Below are 20,643 nucleotides of genomic sequence, written 5' to 3'. Positions count from 1 at the left end.
CGTGCTGGCCGCCGCGCTCGAGCACGTCGTCAAGGGGATCGTGGATCACCCGGACGACGTCCGCATCAACTCCTCGACGTCCCCCCGCGGTGACGTCCTCGAGGTGCACGTGCACCCCGATGACCGAGGTCGCGTAATCGGGCGCGGCGGACGCACGGCAAAGGCCCTGCGCACGCTCATCTCGGCGCTCGCCGACGGTCGACGCGTGCGCGTCGACGTCGCGGACGACTGAGATGTCAGACGCAGAATCCCCGGACTCGGTCTCGAGCCCGACCCAGAAGCCGGCGCGTCCAGGCAAGTCCGGCAAGACGCAGCTGCGCGTCGGCCGCCTGGTGAAGGCGCACGGGCTGAAGGGCGCGTTCAAGCTCGAGCTCTACACGGACGAGCCCGATCGCCGGTTCGTCCCCGGTGCGACGTTCACGCTTCAGGTGCCCGAGTCGTCGCCGTGGCACGGCAAGCCGCTCACCGTCCGCGAGTTCAAGTGGATGAACAGCCATCCCGTCGCCTTCTTCGAGGGTGTGGACGACCGTTCTGCGGCGGAAGAGCTCATCCGGGCGATCCTGTGGATCGATGAGGATGCCGAGGCATCCGTCCCCGAAGACGACGCCTGGTACGACCACCAGCTCGTCGGGCTCGACGTCGTTCGCGACGACGTCGTGGTCGGACGGGTCGCCCGCGTCGACCACTTCCCCGCCCAGGACCTTCTGATCGTCCGCACCGGCGGCGACGAGAGCGACCGTGAGGTGCTCGTCCCGTTCGTGAAGGCGATCGTCCCGATCGTCGACGTGCCCGGTGGCCGGGTCGTCGTGACGCCTCCCGCCGGCCTGTTCGAAGAGCTGCCGGGATCGGACGACGAGCGCGAAGCCGGCGCCGCGCCAGACGACGACGCCATCGATGCCGACTCCGGCGAGGACCACGCCTGACCGCTGCGGTCCCACGGCCGGCGCTGCGCGGCCGACCTCGATCTCTTTCACACCCGCTGCCCCGCGCGCGTGAGATCGGCGTGATCGAGCGGTAACACCCCGCGACATGCGGTGGAACATGCATCCGCGATCATCGGAGCATGGGCGCACCCGCGGGCACGACGGTGGAGCGATCCGACGCGCCGCCGACCGAGTCGCGCGCCGTCTGCTCGTACTGCGGCGTGGGGTGCGGCATCGCCGTCTCGACCACGACGGGGCCGCTCGGCACGCGGATCACCAAGACGGTGGGAGACACGCGGCACCCCGCCAATGCGGGTCGACTGTGCACGAAAGGCGCGACGCACGTCGATCTCATGCACGCTCCGGGGCGCATGACGACGGCGCACATCCGTCCCGCACGCGGCGAGGCCCCCGTCGCCGCGCCCGTCGACACCGCCATCGCGGAGGCCGGAGCGCGCCTGCGCGCGATCGTCGAGGAGCACGGGCCGGACGCGGTCGCGGTGTACGTCTCCGGGCAGATGTCGATCGAGGCCCAGTACCTCTCGAACAAGCTCGTGAAGGGTTACCTCCGAGGACTCCACATCGAGTCCAACTCGCGGCTGTGCATGGCGTCGGCGGGCACCGGCTACAAGCAGTCCCTCGGGGCGGACGGGCCACCCGGCTCCTACGAGGACATCGACCAGGCGAACCTCTTCTTCGTCATCGGCTCGAACATGGCCGATTGCCACCCGATCCTGTTCCTGCGCATGGCGGATCGCCTGAAGCAGGGCGCCAAGCTCATCGTCGTCGACCCGCGGCGCACGGCGACAGCGGATCGCGCAGACCTGTATCTGCCGATCGCGCCCGGAACCGACCTGGCGCTGCTGAACGGCATCCTGAATCTGCTCGTCGAGGACGGCGCGATCGACGAGGACTTCATCGCCGCCCACACCGAGGGATGGGAGGCGATGCCGGAGTTCCTGGCGGAGTACGCGCCGTCCCGCGTGGCAGAGCTCACCGGCCTGCCGGAGGCCGACATCCGCACAGCCGCGCGGCTGATCGCCGATGCAGGCGAGTGGATGACGCTCTGGACGATGGGCCTCAACCAGTCCACCCAGGGAACGTGGCACACCAACGCGATCTGCAACCTGCACCTGGCGACGGGAGCGATCTGCCGGCCGGGGAGCGGGCCCTTCTCGCTCACCGGTCAGCCGAATGCCATGGGCGGCCGCGAGATGGGCTACATGGGCCCGGGCCTGCCCGGCCAGCGGGCGGTCTTCAACCCCGCCGACCGTGCGTTCGTCGAGGGGGTCTGGGGCCTTGCGCCGGGGACGATCCGGGCCGAGGCGGGCACCGGCACGATCGACATGTACCGGGCCATGGCCGCCGGCGACATCAAGGCGGCCTGGATCATCTGCACGAACCCCGTGGCATCCGTTGCAAACCGCAGGTCGGTCATCGAGGGTCTCGAGGCCGCGGAGCTCGTCATCGTCCAGGACGTCTTCACCGAAACGGCGACCAACGCCTACGCGGATATCCTCCTGCCCGCGACCCTCTGGGTGGAGGCCGAAGGGGTCATGGTCAACAGCGACCGGACGATGACCCTCGTGCAGCGGGCGACGGAGCCGCCCGGCGATGCGATGCCCGACTGGCTCACGATCGCCCGCGTCGCTCAGGCGATGGGCTTCGACGAAGGCTTCGACTTCGCCAGCAGCGAAGAGGTCTTCGACGAGATCCGGCGCTTCTGGAACCCTCAGACCGGCTGGGACGTCCGTGGCGTGACGTACGAGCGCCTGCGCCGAGGGCCGGTGCAGTGGCCGGCGCCGCCCGACGACGACGAGGACCGGCATCCGATCCGCTACCTCAACGACGGGGTCAGCCAGCGCCTGCGCCGCGGCGACGACGGCACGGTGCCGGCGCTCGCGTTCGCCACTGCCTCGCGGCGTGCGCAGTTCTTCGCGCGGCCGCACCTGGGCCCGCACGAGCTGCCCGACGACGACTACCCGTGGGTGCTCAACACGGGGCGGCTGCAGCACCAGTGGCACACGATGACCAAGACCGGCAAGGTGGGCAAGCTCGTCAAGCTGAACCCTTCGCCGTTCGTCGAGATCCACCCGCTCGACGCGCAGGCGCAGGGGATCTCCGAAGGCGACGAGGTGGAGATCTCGTCGAGGCGGGGCCGCGCCGTGCTTCCGGCGGTCGTCACCGATCGCGTGCGACCGGGCAACTGCTTCGCCCCGTTCCATTGGAACGACGAGCACGGCGAATATCTCACGATCAATGCCGTGACGAGCGACGCGGTCGACGAGGCGTCTCTGCAGCCGGAGTTCAAGTACGCGGCGGTGAGCCTTCGTCGCGTCGGTCCTGCTCGGGACGCTTCCACATCGGGCGAGACCGGGATGCTGCAGCCCGCGCTCGCGCCGGGCCTGCTCGCTGGAGGCGGCTCGGCGGCCCCCTCGCTCACCGAGGCCGAGAGCACCTACGTCTCGGGGTTCCTCGCCGCGCTCGAGGCCGTCCCCGTCCCGGCCGGCATCGTGCCCCTCCTTCCGGCTGCCGCGCCGCTGCGCGACCTGCCGCGCGCGTGGTTCGACGGCGTCCTGGCGGGCCTGCACTCCCGGACGGCGATCGGATCGGCGGCGGCCGGCGACACCCATAACGAGGTCACCGTGCTGTGGGGCTCGCAGACGGGCAACGCAGAAGAGCTTGCGGCCGCGTCGGTGGCGACTCTCACCGCTCGCGGCATCCCGGCGCGCGCGCTGAGCATGGTCGACATGTCGATCGCCGATCTCGCGGCCGTGCGGCGACTGCTCATCGTGACGTCGACCTTCGGCGACGGGGGACCGCCCGACAACGCGGCGGGACTGTGGGATCTCCTCAACGGCGACGACGTGCCCGAGCTCACCGCCCTCGACTACGCTGTCTTCGCTATCGGGGACCCCAGCTACGACGACTTCTGCGGCCACGGCCGCAGCATCGACGCGCGCCTCGGCGCACTCGGAGCGACGGCGCTCCTGCCGCGCGTCGACTGCGAACCCGAGTACGCCGAGCCGGCGGCCGCGTGGCTCGAGCAGGTCATCGCCGCGCTCGACCCGACCGCGGAGGCGCCGGAGGTCGTGCTCGCCCCTCCCATGAAGCGGCTCTTCACGCGCGCCAACCCGGTACAGGCAGACCTGATCACGAACACGCTTCTCAGTGCCCCTGGCTCGGCGAAGGAGGTGCGCCAGTTCGGCTTCGATCTCTCGCACGCCGGAACCTCGTATGAGGCGGGCGACTCCCTCGGCATCGTGTGCGCGAACACCGGCCCGCTCGTCGAGGAGTGGCTGGAGGTGACGGGACTCGGACGGCGCACGATCGTCGAGGTCGCGGGCGAGGAGCGTTTCCTGGAGGATGCGCTCCGCTCCCAGCTCGACATCACCCGGATCACGTCCGATCTTCTGGCTTTCGTCGCCGAGCGCACCCCGGATTCGCGCCTCGCCGTGCTCCTGCGCCGCGAGAACAAGGCGCGCCTCGAGCAGTACCTGTGGAGCATGCAGGCCGTCGACCTTCTCCATGAGTTTCCCGTCGCCGCAGGTGCCGAGGAGTGGCTCGCGGTGCTCAAGCCGCTCCAGCCTCGCCAGTACTCGATCTCATCGAGTCCCAAGACCAGCCCGCATGAAGTGCAGCTCACGGTGTCGGTCGTCCGGTTCGAGACCGAGACGGGCAGGCGGCGCGGGGGTGTGTGCTCGACCTTCCTGGCGGATGCCGCTCCCGCGGCCCATGTCTACCTGCAGAAGTCGCCGCACTTCCGGCCGCCCGCGTCGGGCGACACGCCGATGATCATGGTGGGGCCCGGCACAGGCATCGCGCCCTTCCGCGGATTCCTTCAGGACCGCCGAGCCGATGGGCACACGGGCCGCAATTGGCTCTTCTTCGGCGAGCAGCACGAGGCGACCGACTTCTACTACCGCGACGAGCTCACCGCGATGCGTGAGGACGGGCTGCTCGCCCGGCTCGACACCGCCTTCTCCCGGGACCAGCGCCAGAAGGTCTATGTCCAGGACCGGATGCTCGAGCACGGCGTCGAGCTCTGGCGCTGGCTGCAGGATGGCGCGCACTTCTACGTGTGCGGCGACGCGAGCCGCATGGCGCAGGACGTCGACGACACGCTGACGACCATCGCGCGCCGCCACGGCGGACTCTCCGAGGACGCGGCCGCGGAGTTCAAGAAGTCCCTCGTGGCCGAGAAGCGCTACGTCCGCGACGTGTACTGATCGGTGGACGGATGCCGCGGCATCCGTCTTCCTGCCCTCCTCGCCCGACGTCTGAACAGGCAACCGCGCGTCTGCCGACACCGACTCCACACGCCTTGCGCGAAACCACCTGGTTCTGCGCGCTGAAGCGAGTGGATTCGCGCGGACTGGGGGGACTCGGCAGAACGCGCGGGGCGTCGTGAGCGGGCACGAAGAAGCGGGCCGCACCCCGAAGGATGCGGCCCGCAAGGATGCCGAGGTCAGATGCGCTGCCCGGCGAGCGACCGGCGCGGCACGACGTAGACGAGGATCGTGACGGTCAGGAGCACGACGTAGGCGCCGACGAAGCCGTAGAACGCGGCCGTGTACCCGCCGGTCGCGAGCTGCGACGCGTTGAGCACCTGCGGGATGACGAACCCGCCGTACGCGCCGATCGCCGAGATGAGCCCGAGCGCCGCCGCGGCCTTCCGCTGGATCTTGATGCCGCCGGGAGTTCCCGGCAGAGCGTCCGTGGCGATGCCCCGCGCGGCGAAGACGTTGGGGATCATGCGGTAGGTCGAGCCGTTCCCGATGCCGGTCGCGGCGAACAGCACCAGGAAGCATCCGAGGAAGACCCAGAAGTTCTGGAGCGGCATCGTCCAGATCAGCAGCAGTGCGCCGAGCGCCATGACGGAGAACGCGCCGACGGTGACGCGCGCGCCGCCCACCTTGTCGGACAGCCGGCCGCCGAAAGGACGGGCGAGCGAGCCGACGAGCGCACCGAGGAAGGCGAGCGAGATGGCCGTCTGCCCCACCTGGAGGGTCGAGAACTCGGGGAACTGGTCGGCGATGAGCTTCGGGAAGACGCTCGCGAACCCGATGAACGAGCCGAACGTTCCGATGTAGAGCAGCGCCATGAGCCAGAGGTGCGGCTCGCGGAGCGCGGCGGCGGAGCCGGCGACGTCGGCCTTCGCGTTGGAGAGGTTGTCCATGTAGCGCCAGGCTCCCCAGATCGCGAGCAGGATGAACGGCACCCACATCCAGCCGGCGAGCGAGATGTTCAGCGTCGCGGCGGCCCCGATCGTCACCACGATGGGCACGGCGAACTGCGCGACCGCTGTGCCGATGTTGCCGCCCGCCGCATTGAGTCCGAGCGCCCAGCCCTTCTCCTTCTGGGGGAAGAAGTAGGTGATGTTCGCCATCGAGCTCGCGAAGTTGCCGCCGCCGAAGCCGGCGAGGGCGGCGACGGCGAGCATGACGCCGAAGGGAGTCTCGGGATTGCCGACGACGACGCCCAAGAGGATCGACGGGATCAGCAGCAGGCCGGCCGAGATCATCGTCCAGTTTCGCCCGCCGAACCGCGCGACCATGAAGGTGTAGGGGAATCGCATGGTCGCGCCGACGAGGCTCGGGACCGAGATGAGCCAGAACACCTGCGAGCTGCTGAAGGCGAAGCCGGCGTCGGGCAGCATCACCACGACGATGCTCCACAGCTGCCAGACGATGAAGCCGAGGAACTCGGCGAAGATCGACCAGCGGAGGTTGCGCTGGGCGATCGAGCGTCCCGCGGACTGCCAGAAGGCGGTGTCCTCGGGATTCCAGCCATCGATCCAGCGACCGGGGCGGTGAGTGAGTGTGACGGAGCCGGTGGAGCCTGGTGCGGCGGCATCTGCGCCGACTGTGGTGGTGGTCAGGGATGAGGTCATCGCAGTCTCCTCTGAGAAGGTATGACTCGACGCTAGGGACGGCGTGTTTCCGCACGACTGCCACACCCGTTACCTCTTGGTCACGAGTGCGTCACCCCTCCAGAGGAGCCCGGGTTAGTGCTTGGTCACAAACCGGAAACATGCGGGATGCCTAGACTTTGAGCCGTGCGCATCGACATCGTGACGATCTTCCCCGCCTTCTTCGATGTGCTGGACGTCTCTCTCATCGGCAAGGCGCGCGAGCGCGGCATCCTGGATCTGCGGGTGCACGATCTGCGCGACTGGACGCACGACCGCCACCGCACCGTGGACGACACCCCCTACGGCGGGGGTGCGGGCATGGTGATGAAGCCGGAGCCGTGGGGTGCGGTGCTCGACGAGGTGCTGTCACCGGATGCCGTGCTCATCGTCCCCTCGCCGGCCGGCGAGCGCTTCACCCAGCCCCTGGCCCGCGAGCTGGCTGACGAGTCGCACCTCGTCTTCGCGTGCGGCCGCTACGAGGGCATCGATCAGCGGGTCATCGATCACTACACGGCTCAGGGCCGCGTGCGATCCGTGAGTCTCGGGGACTACGTGCTCAACGGGGGAGAGGTCGCCGCCATGGCGATGATCGAGGCCGTCTCGCGGCTCGTTCCCGGTGTGGTCGGCAATCCCGAGAGCCTCGTCGAGGAATCGCACGAGGACGGGCTCCTGGAGTATCCGAGCTACACCAAGCCGCCGGTGTGGCGCGAGCTCGAGGTGCCGCCTATCCTGCTGAGCGGCAACCACGGCGCGATCGCCCAGTGGCGGCGCGAGCGGAGCCTGGAGCGGACGCAGGAGCGCCGACCCGACCTGCTGCAGCCCTAGGGTCGCACCTGCTCTCGACCTGGAGGCAGGCCCCGGTGTGGCTCAGAGCTCGCCGCCGGGGTCGAGCACGTTGAGGCGATATCCGCGCTTGACGACGGTCTTGATGAGATCCGGCACGCCGAGGGCTTCCCGCACGCGGGCGACGGCCATCTCCACGGCATGGGTGTTGTCGCCCGAGCGTGGCAGTGCGGACTGGAGCGACTGCCGCGAGACGACCGCTCCCCGGGCATCGAAGAGGACGCCGAGCAGCTCGATGCCGGTTCGCGACAGGGGGATGAACCGTCCGTCGAGGACGGCGCCGGCGCTGCGCAGCTCGACCCGCCCGGCAGGCGTGTCCTGCCACGGCGCGCGCCCTCCGCCGAAGTGCGTGACGACCGTGCGCACCAGCGAGCCGAGCCGGCCGCGCTCGGCGACGACGGGGGCGAGCCCGGCGCGTTCGAGCGGACCGGCGGTGATCGGACCGACCGCCGCCATCAGCAGGCGCTCGTGCTCGACGAGCGAGCGGATGCTGTCGAGCGCGCCCTCGCGGCGTGCCGCCGCCACCCACTCCTCGGCGCCCGGCGCCGACGTGAAGAGGACAGCATCCACTTCTCCTCCTCCGGCCGCGATGACAGAGCGGCGGACGGCCTCGGCATCCGGTGGAGGACCCCACCGGTACACGGTGAGGCTCACGACGTCCGCTCCGTGCCCTTCGAAGAGCTCGTCCAGTCCGTCGGCGCCCGACCCGTGATGCTGCACCGCGATGCGGCGTCCTTCGACGCCTTCGGCGAGAAGGTAGGCCCCGAGCTCCGTCGACGTTTCGGACTCGGCGACCCAGTCCGCAGTGAGCCCCGCCTGCTGGATCGCGCCGCGTGCTTTGGGCCCGCGCGCGACGATCTGCGCGCCCTCGAAGGCGGCGTGCAGATCATCTAGGAGGCCCGCCTCCTCTGCGGCCTCCATCCAGCCGCGGAACCCCACGCCGGTGCTCGCCACGACGATCTCGGGAGGATTCGCGATGAGCTCGCGGGTACGGGCGATGAGCGCCTCGTCGTCGATGTGCGGGACGATCGTGAGCGCGGGCGCGTGGCGCACCGTGGCGCCGTGGCGCTCCAGTGCTGCCGCCAGCTCGCCGGATCGGCGGTCTACGGCGATGACGATCGTGCAGCCGTCGAGGGCGGCTGAGAGGACGGGGCGCGGGGTGTCGGCTGTCACCGGGCAGCGTCACCCGACAAAGCGCGCTCGGGCATGAGGAGGTGCGGGGCGGCGACATGGCCGATGACGATCACCGCGGGATTGCTCACTCCGGCACGATCGGCATCGGAGAGCACCTTCCCGAGGGTGGTGCGCGTCGTCCGCTGCCGCGGAGTGTGTCCGTTCTCGATGATGGCAACGGGGCGGTCGTCCGGTGCGCCGCCGGCGCGCGCGGCGCCGACGAGCCTTGCGAGATGCGCGACTCCCATGAGGACCACGGTAGTCACTGTCGGGTCGGCGATCGCGGCGACTGTCGCCGCGGTGGGCTCCGCCTGGCCGTTGACGATATGCACGGATGCCGCGACGCCCCGGTGCGTCACGGGGATGCCCGCCGCCTGTGGCACGGAGACGGCGCTCGTGAGACCCGGGACGACATCGACGGGGATGCCCGCCTCGAGGCAGGCCGCGACCTCCTCGCCGCCGCGGCCGTAGACGAAGGGGTCGCCGCCTTTGAGGCGGACGACCCGCTTGCCGGCCGTCGCATGGAAGACGATGAGCCGGTTGATCTCGTCCTGCGGCACCGGGTGGTGGCCGGGTCGCTTGCCGACGTCGATGATCTCCACGTCCGGGTCGAGGTCGGCGAGCACGTCGGTCGGTCCGAGCCGGTCTGCGACGACGACGTCCGCCTCGGCGAGCAGGCGGCGGCCGCGGATCGTCATGAGGTCGGTCGGTCCAGGGCCGCCGCCGACCAGGTCGACACGACCCGACACGGTGGCTCGCCGCCGGCGGAGGGGCAGGCGCCCTTCACGGAGCAGGACGGCGATGGCGTCTCGCAGGCGCCCCGCGCGAAGGGGGTCGACGCCGGCATCCGAGAAGACTCCGACGACGACGTCGCCCGATCGCGTCTCCGCGGCGAGCCGGGCGGAGCCGTGGGCTCCGTCCGAGGCGTTGACGCACAGGATCCGGCGCTGCTCGCACGCCGCGGCGATGTCGGCGTCCGCCCGGCTGTCGCCCGTCGCGGTGTGCACGAGCCAGGCTCCGTCGACGTCGTCGGCGGTCGCCGTGCGCGGCATCCAGTCGATTCCGTGCCGTCGCACCAGCTCGGCGATCCCAGCCGTGAGCTCGGGCGCGACGATCCGGACCCGGGCCCCGTCCTCGAGGAACCGGTGCAGGCGGCGCGCGGCGACTGGACCGGCGCCCACCATGAGGACGTCCCGGCCGGCGAGCGACACGCCGAGCATGGTCGTCATGAGCGGCCCTCCCGCTTGACGTGGACGTCGCCCTCGCTCACCGCGACCGGCCACACCGCAAGTGCCTTCGGCTCCTTGCCCTGCGTATCGAGGCACAGCCCGGTGCGCAGATCGAAGACCTGCTTGTACATCGGCGACGCGACCGTCGGGGCGTCCTGCCGGGTTCCGACGATTCCCCGCGACATGACGTGCGCGCCGCTGTACGGGTCGAGGTTCGACACCGCGAACACCCGGCCGCCGTGGGTCAGGAAGAGCGCGATCTGGTCTTCGCCGAGCAGGGCCGCCCGGCCTCGCTCCACCTCGAGGTCGTCCAGCGAGCAGACGCGCACCCAGCCTGCTGCGTGCGTCTGCGGGCGTTCGGTGTCGGCGAGGGTCATCTGCGCACCTCCAGTGTCGTTCCGGCGATGAGGATCCGGCCCTCTTCCCGCTCCTCGGTCGTCGCGGGACGCGGCTGACCGCGTTCGACGGTGTAGGCGAGTGAGGGATCTGGGGTCAGCGGGGCGTTGACGAACGAGGCGAAGCGGCGGAGCTTCGCGGGGTCTTCGAGAGTGGCCTTCCACTCGTCCTCATAGCCGTCGATATGAGTCGCGATCGCGGCATCCAGGTCGGCGCAGATCCCGAGGCTGTCTTCGAAGATGACCTCTCGGAGGCCCTCGATGCCGCCTTCGAGATCCTCGAACCACGGTGCCGTGCGCTGCAGGCGATCGGCGGTGAAGATGTAGTACATCAGGAAGCGGTCGATCGCCGTCAGCAGCTCGTCGTCCGAAAGCCCCTCGGCGAGGAGCACCGCGTGCCTCGGCGTGAAGCCGCCGTTGCCACCCACGTACATGTTCCACCCAGCCTCGGTGGCGATGACGCCGACGTCCTTTCCTCGGGCTTCGGCGCACTCCCGAGCGCACCCCGACACGCCGAGCTTGATCTTGTGCGGCGAGCGCAGGCCGCGGTAGCGCAGCTCGAGCTGCACGGCCATGCCCACGGAGTCCTGAACCCCGTAGCGGCACCACGTCGATCCGACGCACGATTTCACCGTGCGGAGCGACTTGCCGTACGCGTGCCCGGACTCGAAGCCGGCATCGACGAGCCGCTTCCAGATGTCGGGGAGCTGCTCGAGGCGTGCGCCGAACAGGTCGATTCGCTGGCCCCCGGTGATCTTCGTGTAGAGGTTGAAGTCCTGTGCGACCTGGCCGATCACCAGGAGCCCGGCAGGGGTGATCTCGCCCCCCGGGATGCGGGGGACCACCGAATAGCTGCCGTCCTTCTGCAGATTCGCCATGACGTGGTCGTTCGTGTCCTGGAGCGTCGCGTTCTCACCCTCGAGCACGTGTGCGCCGACGAGGGTCGAGAGGATGCTGGCGAGCGCGGGCTTGCAGATATCGCAGCCCCGACCGATCCCGAACCGCTCGATGACTGTGCTGAACGTGGTCAGCCCCGAGACCCGCACCGCGTCGAAGAGCTGCCTGCGCGACATCTCGAAGTGCTCGCACAGTGCACTGCTGAGGGACGCACCCGACTTCGCCAACTCCGCGCCGACGATCTTCTTGATCATCATCACGCACGAGCCGCAGGCGGCCCCCGCCTTGGTGCACGACTTGATCGCGGTGACATCCGTGCAGCCCTCTTCGTGGACGGCATGACGGATGCCTCCCGCCGTGACGCTGTTGCACGAGCACACGAGCGCCTCGTCGGGCAGTTCGCCGGTGGGCGCCGCCACCCCGCCCTCGGGCATCAGGTACGCCGCAGGATCGCCGCCGAGGGCACCGCCGACCAGCGGCCGGAGCGAGCCGTAGGCGGACGCATCGCCGACGAGGATGCCGCCGAGCAGGGTCTTGGCGTCGTCCGAGAGCACGAGCTTCTTGTAGACGCCGGCCACCGGGTCGGCGTAGACCACGTCGAGCGCGCCGGGCGTCTCGGCGAAGGCGTCGCCGAAGCTCGCGACATCGACCCCCGACAGCTTGAGCTTGGTCGAGAGGTCGTAGCCGGGGAAGGATGCTTCGCCCCCGAGCAGCCGCGTCGCTGCGACCTCTGCCATCGCGTACCCAGGAGCGACGAGCCCGACGCACATGCCGTCGAAGTTCGCCACTTCCCCGACCGCGAGGATGTGCGGGTCCGAGGTCTGGCAGCCTTCGTCGATCAGGATGCCGCCGCGCGGGTGGACGTCGAGCGCAGCATCCCGTGCCAGCTCATCCCGCGGGCGGACGCCCACGGTGAAGACGACCACATCTGCAGGGGCGTACCCGCCGTCGCGGAACTCGAGCCCGCTGACGCGCCCGGCCCGGTCGGCGTCCAGCCGAGTGGTGATCGACCCGGTCTTGACCGTGATCCCGCGCGACTCGATGAGCCGGCGCAGCGCGTTTCCGCCGGGGAGATCCAGCTGCGCCGACATGAGACGGTCGGAGGACTGCACCACCGTGCACGCCACATCGAGGCCCTGGAGCGCGCCTGCGGCCTCGAGGCCGAGCAGCCCGCCCCCGATCACCATGCCCGTGAGCGGGCGACCGAGTTCCAGCGAGCGCGCCGTGACGAAGGCACGCAGCCCCTCGACGTCGTCGAGCGTGCGATAGACGAAGCATCCCTGGTGGCCGAAGCCGTCGACGGCCAGCCGCGCGGCATACGACCCCGTCGCCAGCACGAGGCGGTCGTAGGAGATGGTGCGCCCGCTGGCGGTGCGGACCGTGCGGGCGCCCCGATCGATGCGGGTGACGGCGTCGCCCTTGACGAATTCCACGCTCGGGTCCTCGAGGACCGAGCGCTCCAGTGTCAGGTCGTCCGGCGTCGAGCCGCCGAAGAAGCCGGTGAGCCCGACCCGGTCATAGGGGTGCCGGGGCTCTTCGCCGAGGACCGTGATGCGCAGGCCGTCGCCCTGCGACCGGCTGACCATGCTGTCGACGAGGCGATGCGCGACCATCCCCGCGCCCACGACCACGACATGCGTGTCGACGGCGGGGGAGAGGCTCACATCGTCACGGTAGGGGGCGGATGTTGCGCCGCTGTCAGCGCTGTGTTTCCGGCTGTCGTCGGCTCGGGGATCGCTGGAGTTCGGACGCAGTGGCGGCATCTCGGGCATGGCGTCTCCGATCGAAGAAGGAGCGAGTGCGATGGCCAACAAGCTATGGGCGGGGTGTTTCATCGCCCGACGGGTTTCCATTACTCCGAGCGAACGTTTCTCTCACGGCCCGCGGTGACGGGATGTGAGAACGGCAGTCACGCCTGCGCGCAACCCCGAGAGGACAGGTCAGCGGGCTCCACTAGGGTGGGTAGCCGATTACGAGGGAGAGGACCGCCTGTGCAGGCATGGCCAGGATCGGCGTACCCCCTGGGTGCCACCTACGACGGAAACGGAACGAACTTCGGGCTGTTCAGTGAAGGCGCGGAGCGCGTCGAGCTCTGCCTCTTCGGCGACCGCGGCAAGGAGACACGGGTCGAGCTCGTGGACGTCGACGCGTTCGTCTGGCATGCCTACCTCCCCAACGTGGGTCCGGGGCAGCGCTACGGCTATCGTGTGCACGGCCCCAACGACCCCCGGTCCGGCAAGCGCTTCAATCCGAACAAGCTGCTCCTGGACCCCTACGCGAAGGCCGTCGAGGGTCAGGTCAAGTGGAACCAGTCGGTCTACGGCTATGACTTCGGCCACCCCGACTCGCGCAACGACCAGGATTCCGCCTCGTCGATGATGAAGGGCGTCGTGGTCAACCCGTACTTCGACTGGGCGGGCGACCGCCAGCCGAAGACCCCCTACTCCGAGACCCTGATCTACGAGGCGCATGTGAAGGGCCTCACGAAGCTGCATCCTGCGATCCCCGAGGAGATCCGCGGCACCTACAGCGCGATCGCGCACCCGGCGATCATCGAGCACCTGAAGAAGCTCGGCGTCACCGCGATCGAACTGATGCCGGTGCACCAGTTCGTGAACGACTCGACGCTGCAGGAGAAGGGCCTCTCGAACTACTGGGGCTACAACACGATCTCCTTCCTCGCCCCGCAGAACACCTACTCGGCAACCGGCGACCGGGGCCAGCAGGTGCAGGAGTTCAAGGGCATGGTGCGTGCGCTGCACGCGGCCGACATCGAGGTCATCCTGGACGTCGTCTACAACCACACCGCCGAGGGGAATCATCTGGGCCCGACGCTCTCGATGCGCGGCATCGACAACGCCGCGTACTACCGGCTGGAGCGCAAGGACAAGCGGTACTACACGGACTACACGGGCACCGGCAACAGCCTCAACGTCGGCAATCCCCACGCGCTGCAGCTCATCATGGACTCGCTGCGCTACTGGGTGCTCGAGATGCACGTCGACGGCTTCCGGTTCGACCTGGCTGCGGCGCTCGCCCGCGAGTTCTACGACGTCGACCGCCTGGCCGCCTTCTTCGAGCTCGTCCAGCAGGACCCGGTGGTTTCGCAGGTCAAGCTCATCGCCGAGCCGTGGGATGTCGGGCCCGGCGGCTATCAGGTCGGCAACTTCCCGCCCCAGTGGACGGAGTGGAACGGCAAGTACCGCGACACGGTCCGCGACTTCTGGAGGGGCGAGCCGCAGGCGCTCGGCGAGTTCGCGTCCCGGCTCACCGGGTCGGCCGATCTGTACGAGCACTCGGGCCGCCGCCCCTTCGCCTCGGTCAACTTCGTCACCGCCCATGACGGCTTCACGCTGCGTGACCTCGTGTCGTACAACGAGAAGCACAACGAGGCCAACGGCGAGGACAACAAAGACGGAGAGTCGCACAACCGCTCCTGGAACGGGGGCGTGGAAGGCCCGACCGACGACCCTGCCGTCCTGACGCTGCGCTCGCGCCAGCAGCGCAACATGATCGCGACCCTCATGGTCTCGCAGGGCGTCCCCATGCTGCTCCACGGCGATGAGCTCGGACGCACCCAGCAGGGCAACAACAACGGGTACGCACAGGACAGCGAGCTCACCTGGGTCGACTGGGAATCGGCCGATCAGCCGCTCATCGAGTTCACCGCCGCCCTGTCCAAGCTCCGGAGGGACCACCCGACGTTCCGCCGCCAGCGGTTCTTCGACGGCCGTCCGCTCCCGCGGGAGGCCGGGGTGTCGGTTCCCGACATCGCGTGGGGCCGGCCCGATGGCTCTCAGATGCAGGACGAGGACTGGGGCTCCGGCTTCGGCAGGGCGATCGCCGTCTTCCTCAACGGCGACGGGATCCGCGAGCGCGATCGGCGCGGACAGCCGATCGACGACGAGCACTTCATCATCCTGTTCAACGCGGGCGACGACCCCATCGACTTCACGATCCCCCAGGTGGATTACAGCCCGACCTGGGACCTCGTCGTCGATACGGCGGGCGAGCAGGCGGGAGAGGGTCCGATTCCACCCGGCGGCACCGTGCTCGTCCAGGCGAAGGGCCTCGTCATCCTGATGCAGCACGCCGAGGTGGAGGCCGACACCGATCGCTCGGTCGCGGCATCCGTCGCCGCCTCGCTCACGACCTCCATCGATGAAGTGCCGGGAGCGGCACCCAGGGCCGAACACCGGAAGTAGCCGAGATGCGTCCGTCCTCGACCTACCGTCTGCAGATCAGGCAGACGTTCGACCTGGATGCCGCGGCCGGCGTCACCGAGTACCTTCGCGACCTCGGCGTGGGGTGGGCCTACCTCTCACCGCTCCTTCAGGCGGCGGAAGGGTCGGATCATGGCTACGACGTCGTCGACCCTTCACGCATCGACCCGGCCCGGGGAGGCCGGGAGGGGTTCGAGCGCTTCGTCGACTCCGCGCGTCGCGCCGGCCTCGGGATTCTCGTCGACATCGTCCCGAATCACGTGGGCATCGCCGACCCCCGTGAGAACCCGTGGTGGTGGGACGTCCTGCTGCGCGGGCGCGCGTCACGGTACGCGGAGGCGTTCGACATCGACTGGGACTTCGGCGACGGTCGCGTGCGTCTGCCGATTCTCGGCTCCGACCTCGAGGTCGCGCTGACCGCGGGCGAGGTGCGGGCGGATCCGCGTCCGAGCGATCGGTCGCCGTTCGGCGAGCTGCGCTACTACGACCACGTCCTGCCGCTCGCCGAGGGCACCACGCCCGAGAACGCGACGACGGATGCCGCCGCCTTGCGCTCCATCCTCGAGGGCCAGCACTGGCAGCTGATGTTCTGGCGCAGCGGGTCCGCCGATATCAACTACCGGCGCTTCTTCGTCGTGACCACGCTTGCTGGAATCCGGGTCGAGCTGCCGTGGGTGTTCGATGCGACTCACGCCGAGATCGTGCGGTGGGTGCACGAGGGCCTCGTGGACGGACTCCGGATCGATCATCCCGACGGCCTGCTCGACCCCGGCGGATACCTCGAGCGGCTCTCCGCAGCGACGGACGGCGCGTACGTCGTCGTCGAGAAGATTCTCGAGCACAGTGCCACTGCACATCCCGAGGCCCTTCCGTCATGGTGGAAGACCGAAGGCACGACGGGCTACGACGCCATGGCCGAGATCGACCGGGTTCTCGTCGACCCCGAGGGCGAGCGTGCTCTCGACGACCTCGACGCCCGGCTGCGGCGCGAAACGGGTCTCGCCCGCCCTGTCTCCTACGCCGATCTGATCCACACCACCAAGCGCTCCGTGGCCGACACGATCCAGGTGGCGGAGGTGCGCCGGCTGGCCCGCGCGCTGCCACACCCGATTGCAGAGGCTGAGGATGCCTTGGCTGAGCTGCTGGCGTGCTTCCCGGTGTACCGCTCGTATCTTCCCGCGGGGCGGGAGCACCTCGAGGAAGCCGGGGCTGAGGCATCCCTCCGACGTCCTGACCTCGCCGAGGCGATCGAGCGCCTGGTTCCCCTGCTCGCCGACCCCTCCCTGGAGGCGTCGCAGCGCTTCCAGCAGACGACCGGTCCGGTCATGGCCAAGGGCGTCGAAGACACGGCGTTCTACCGTCACACGCGCCTCGGCACCCTCACCGAGGTCGGAGGAGACCCCGGCGTGTTCGCGCTGTCGGTCGAGGGATTCCACTCCGCGTCCACCCGACGGCAGTCCGCGTGGCCGCACGCGATGACCGCGCTCTCCACGCACGACACCAAGCGCGCCGAAGATGTGCGCGCCCGCTTGAGCGTTCTCGCCGAGATCCCGGAGCGCTGGGGCGAGGCTCTCGACGGACTTCGGGACATCGCGTCGACCGGTCATGGACCCTTCGACAGTCTCCTGTGGCAGGCGATCATCGGCGCCTGGCCCGCGACTCCGGAGCGCCTGCACGCCTACGCCGAGAAGGCGGCCCGCGAGGCCGGGGAGGCGACGGGGTGGTGGGACCCCGATCCTGCGTTCGAGGAGCGGATGCACGACGTCATCGACGCGGCCTTCGGGCGGGCCGTGGGGCGCGTGAACGACTTCGTGCGCGAGATCCGGGCCTTCGGATGGTCCAACTCGCTCAGCGCGAAGCTCCTGCAGCTCGCCGGGCCCGGCGTGCCCGATGTCTATCAGGGCACGGAGCTGTGGGACACCTCGCTCGTCGATCCCGACAACCGCCGACCGGTCGACTTCCCGGCGCGGGCTTCCCTCCTCGCCGATCTCGACGCCGGGTTCGCCCGGGGGGAGCTTCCGGCCGTCGACAAGACCGGAGCGGCCAAGCTCCTGGTGACCTCGCGGGCCCTGCGGCTGCGCCGCGACCGGCCTGACCTCTACACGCGGTATACCCCGATCACGGTGGTGGGCGAGGCCTCCGATCACGCGATCGCGTTCGACCGAGGAGGCGCGCTCGCCGTCGCAACCCGTCTTCCGGTGGCGCTCGCGCGGCGCGGCGGCTGGGGTGACACCGTGCTCCTGCGCCATTCCGGCAGGGCCGTGGACGTGCTCACGGGTCGCCGCTTCGCCGGGTCGAGCGTGCGCCTGGCCGAACTGCTCGCCGACTATCCCGTGGCACTGCTCGCAACCGAGGAGGAATCGTGATCGAGGTGTGGGCGCCTTCCGCTGACCGCGTCCGTCTCCGCCGGAGCGGCGGCGGACCGGATGCCGAGCTCGAGCGGCGCGACGGCGGCTGGTGGCGCGCCGATCTCGCACTCGCAGACGGCGAGGAGTACGGGTTCCTCCTGGGCGAGTCTGACGCGGTGCGTCCCGATCCCCGGTCTCGGCGACAGCCCCGGGGCGTGCACGAGCCGTCAGCGCATTTCGACGCCACGCGCTTCGCCTGGACCGACAGCGAGTGGACCGGCCGCCAGCTCGCCGGAGGACTCGTCTACGAGCTGCACATCGGCACGTTCACTCCCGAGGGAACCCTGGATGCCGCGATCGGCCGGCTGGACCACCTGGTCGAGCTCGGCGTGACGCATGTCGAGCTGCTGCCGGTCAACGACTTCAACGGGCAGTGGAACTGGGGCTACGACGGAGTGCTCTGGTACGCCGTGCACGAGGCGTACGGCGGCCCGGCCGCCTATCAGCGGTTCGTGGACGCCGCCCATGCCGTCGGGCTCGCGGTGGTGCAGGACGTCGTCTACAACCACCTCGGGCCGAGCGGCAACTATCTGCCGGAGTTCGGCCCCTACCTGCGTGACGCGAGCCGCAACACGTGGGGCTTCAGCGTCAATCTCGACGAGTCCGCCGTCCGCGGGCACATCCTCGACAATGCCGTGATGTGGCTCCGCGACTACCACGTCGACGGACTGCGCCTGGATGCGGTCCACGCGCTGAAGGACGACAGCCGGATCCACATCCTGCAGGAGCTGGCAGAGACGGCCGACGCACTGTCGACCCACCTCGGCCGGCCCCTCACGCTCATCGCCGAGTCGGATATGAACGACCCGAAGCTCATCCTCCCTCGCGAGGCGGGCGGCTATGGGCTTGCCGCGCAATGGAGCGACGACTGGCATCACGCTGTCCATGTCGCCCTCACGGGCGAGACGGTCGGGTACTACGCGGACTTCGCAGCCGTCGAGTCGCTGCCGAAGGTCTGGACGGGAGGGTTCTTCCACGACGGCTCGTATTCGTCGTTCCGGGGAAGTGAGCACGGGTTCCCGATCCCCCCCGAGGTGCCGACGTGGCGCCTGATCACCTTCGCCCAGGATCACGACCAGGTCGGCAACCGGGCTGCCGGCGATCGGCTGTCGCAGTCGCTCCCTTTCGGCCGCCTGGCGGTCGCTGCCGTCCTCACCCTGACGGCACCCGGTACGCCGATGCTCTTCCAGGGCGAGGAATGGGGCGCCTCGACACCCTGGCCGTTCTTCACATCGCATCCCGAACCCGACCTGGCCGAGGCGACGGCCAGGGGTCGCATCGATGAGTTCGCCCGCATGGGATGGGATCCGCTGCAGGTCCCCGACCCCCAGGATCCCGCGACCTTCCGCAGCGCGATCCTGCGCTGGGAAGAGCGCGAGGGCGGCGAGCATGCGAGGCTCCTCGCGCTCTATCGCGCGCTCGCGCGCCTGCGCCGCCGGCATCCCGAGCTCACCGACCCGTCAGCCGCCCATCTCGCCGCGCGAGCGAACCTGGGAGCCGACCCCGCTCACCGGTCGTACCGGCTTCGCCGTGGCACGCTGGAGGTGCTCGTCAACCTCACCGACACGGCAGAGACGTTCGACCGTGTCGCTCACGTTCTTCTGGCGACGGATGCCGCGACCGCGCTGTCGGGCGACGCCCTCGTCCTGCCGCCCGATTCAGCGGCCGTCGTCCAGCTGGCGGCCGAGTAGCCCGGCCGCTCGTGCGGCGCCTTCCGCTCGCGATCGCCACAGCGAACCAGCGGCCCGCTGTGGGGTCAGTCGACGCCGAGGAAGGAGCGATCGGTCAGCACGATCGGACCGTCTTCGGTGATCGCCACGGTGTGCTCCGAATGCGCTCCGCGCGACCCGTCGGCACTGCGGAGGGTCCACCCGTCCGGGTCGGTGATGAGCTCGTCGGTGTGTGCGAGAAGCCACGGCTCGAGGGCCACGACGAGGCCCGCACGAAGGGGGTAGCCCCGACCGGCCTTCCCGTCGTTGGGGATGTGCGGGTCGCCGTGCATCACCCGGCCGACCCCGTGTCCGCCGAAGTCCGTGTTGATCGCGTAGCCGTCCGCGTGCTCCACCTGGGCGATCGCGTGCGAGATGTCGCCGATGCGGTTGCCGATCACGGCGGCCGCGATCGCGGCATCCAGGGCCCGCTGGGTCGTGTCGATGAGCGCGAGATCCTCGTCTCGGGGGGTGCCGACGACGAACGAGACCGCCGAGTCGGCGACCCATCCGTCGATGGAGACCGCGAAGTCGAGAGACACCAGATCGCCGTCGCGCACTGAGTAGTCGAAAGGCAGGCCATGCAGCACCGCGTCATTGATCGAGGTGCAGATCACCTTGCCGAAGGGGCTCGCTCCGAAGGACGGGTGATAGTCGATGTAGCAGGACTCGGCGCCGGCGCGACGGATCAGCTCGTGCGCGCGGCGATCGATCGCGAGGAGGTTGGTGCCCACCTTCGTCTCGTCCCGCAGGGTCGCCAGCACCTCCGCGACGAACCGTCCTGCCGGTCGCATGGCTTCGATCTCGGCGGGCGTGCGCAGCTCGATCATCGTGCTCCTCTCATCGATTCATTCTGTCGGATCAATCCGGGTGAGGCTGCGAGCATTCCCCGGCGCCGCCCACCCGCCGCAGGGTGGGCGCGGACGGCG

The 20,643-nt window shown here is 69.7% G+C and carries 13 protein-coding genes; 7 read left to right on the top strand and 6 right to left on the bottom strand.

Annotated elements, in window-relative coordinates; translation table 11 throughout:
* The first annotated feature begins 1 nt into the window (after position 1).
* The 3 genes from AC1DP3_RS11880 (at position 2) to AC1DP3_RS11870 (ending at position 5,152) form a co-directional block, all read left to right on the top strand.
* Positions 2-232, top strand: coding sequence for an RNA-binding protein (locus tag AC1DP3_RS11880; protein ID WP_477293491.1), 231 nt, complete (start codon positions 2-4; stop codon positions 230-232).
* Position 233: 1 nt separating this feature from the next.
* Positions 234-923 (top strand): ribosome maturation factor RimM, encoded by a 690-nt coding sequence (gene rimM / locus AC1DP3_RS11875; RefSeq protein WP_477293489.1) that lies wholly within the window; start codon positions 234-236, stop codon positions 921-923.
* Positions 924-1,063: 140 nt separating this feature from the next.
* Complete coding sequence (locus tag AC1DP3_RS11870; protein WP_477293487.1) at positions 1,064-5,152, top strand: molybdopterin-dependent oxidoreductase; 4,089 nt, start codon at positions 1,064-1,066, stop codon at positions 5,150-5,152.
* Between the two features lie 239 nt (positions 5,153-5,391).
* On the opposite strand, the gene AC1DP3_RS11865 is transcribed toward AC1DP3_RS11870, so the two are convergent.
* Positions 5,392-6,816, bottom strand: coding sequence for an MFS transporter (locus tag AC1DP3_RS11865; protein WP_477293485.1), 1,425 nt, complete (start codon positions 6,814-6,816; stop codon positions 5,392-5,394).
* A gap of 165 nt (positions 6,817-6,981) precedes the next feature.
* Here AC1DP3_RS11865 and trmD point away from each other — a divergent pair, with 165 nt between their 5' ends.
* Positions 6,982-7,662 (top strand): tRNA (guanosine(37)-N1)-methyltransferase TrmD, encoded by a 681-nt coding sequence (gene trmD / locus AC1DP3_RS11860; RefSeq protein WP_477293483.1) that lies wholly within the window; start codon positions 6,982-6,984, stop codon positions 7,660-7,662.
* A gap of 42 nt (positions 7,663-7,704) precedes the next feature.
* Here the strand turns inward: trmD and AC1DP3_RS11855 are convergent, their stop codons facing one another.
* From AC1DP3_RS11855 to nirB, 4 genes are read right to left on the bottom strand one after another with little or no spacing between them, the layout of a single operon-like run.
* A complete protein-coding gene (locus tag AC1DP3_RS11855; RefSeq protein WP_477293481.1) occupies positions 7,705-8,853 on the bottom strand; it encodes a uroporphyrinogen-III synthase in 1,149 nt (382 codons plus the stop codon).
* The gene (cobA, locus tag AC1DP3_RS11850; protein ID WP_477293479.1) at positions 8,850-10,082 is read right to left on the bottom strand and encodes a uroporphyrinogen-III C-methyltransferase; all 1,233 of its coding nucleotides are present in this window, start codon (positions 10,080-10,082) and stop codon (positions 8,850-8,852) included. Before cobA ends, AC1DP3_RS11855 begins: the two co-directional genes overlap by 4 nt.
* On the bottom strand, positions 10,079-10,459 hold the full coding sequence (nirD, locus tag AC1DP3_RS11845) for a nitrite reductase small subunit NirD (RefSeq protein WP_477293477.1): 381 nt from the start codon (positions 10,457-10,459) through the stop codon (positions 10,079-10,081). Before nirD ends, cobA begins: the two co-directional genes overlap by 4 nt.
* Positions 10,456-13,137, bottom strand: coding sequence for a nitrite reductase large subunit NirB (gene nirB / locus AC1DP3_RS11840; RefSeq protein ID WP_477293667.1), 2,682 nt, complete (start codon positions 13,135-13,137; stop codon positions 10,456-10,458). Before nirB ends, nirD begins: the two co-directional genes overlap by 4 nt.
* A 228-nt stretch (positions 13,138-13,365) precedes the next feature.
* Between nirB and glgX the strand changes: the two genes are divergently transcribed.
* The 3 genes from glgX to treZ are packed head-to-tail and all read left to right on the top strand — an operon-like array spanning position 13,366 to position 19,696.
* Positions 13,366-15,579 carry a glycogen debranching protein GlgX gene (gene glgX / locus AC1DP3_RS11835; RefSeq protein ID WP_477293475.1) on the top strand — a complete coding sequence of 738 codons (2,214 nt, stop codon included), beginning with the start codon at positions 13,366-13,368 and terminating at the stop codon, positions 15,577-15,579.
* Between the two features lie 5 nt (positions 15,580-15,584).
* Positions 15,585-17,963 (top strand): malto-oligosyltrehalose synthase, encoded by a 2,379-nt coding sequence (gene treY, locus AC1DP3_RS11830; protein ID WP_477293473.1) that lies wholly within the window; start codon positions 15,585-15,587, stop codon positions 17,961-17,963.
* Positions 17,957-19,696, top strand: a complete 1,740-nt coding sequence (gene treZ, locus AC1DP3_RS11825) for a malto-oligosyltrehalose trehalohydrolase (RefSeq protein ID WP_477293666.1) — start codon at positions 17,957-17,959, stop codon at positions 19,694-19,696. Before treY ends, treZ begins: the two co-directional genes overlap by 7 nt.
* A 65-nt stretch (positions 19,697-19,761) precedes the next feature.
* On the opposite strand, the gene map is transcribed toward treZ, so the two are convergent.
* Positions 19,762-20,544: a type I methionyl aminopeptidase gene (gene map / locus AC1DP3_RS11820; RefSeq protein WP_477293472.1), complete on the bottom strand. Its 783-nt coding sequence runs from the start codon at positions 20,542-20,544 to the stop codon at positions 19,762-19,764.
* Between the last annotated feature and the right edge of the window lie 99 nt (positions 20,545-20,643).

This window comes from Microbacterium sp. P5_B6 (assembly GCF_056400345.1).
The sequence above is the reverse complement of the archived record's forward strand: the minus strand, read 5'-3'. Positions and strand labels throughout refer to the sequence as shown.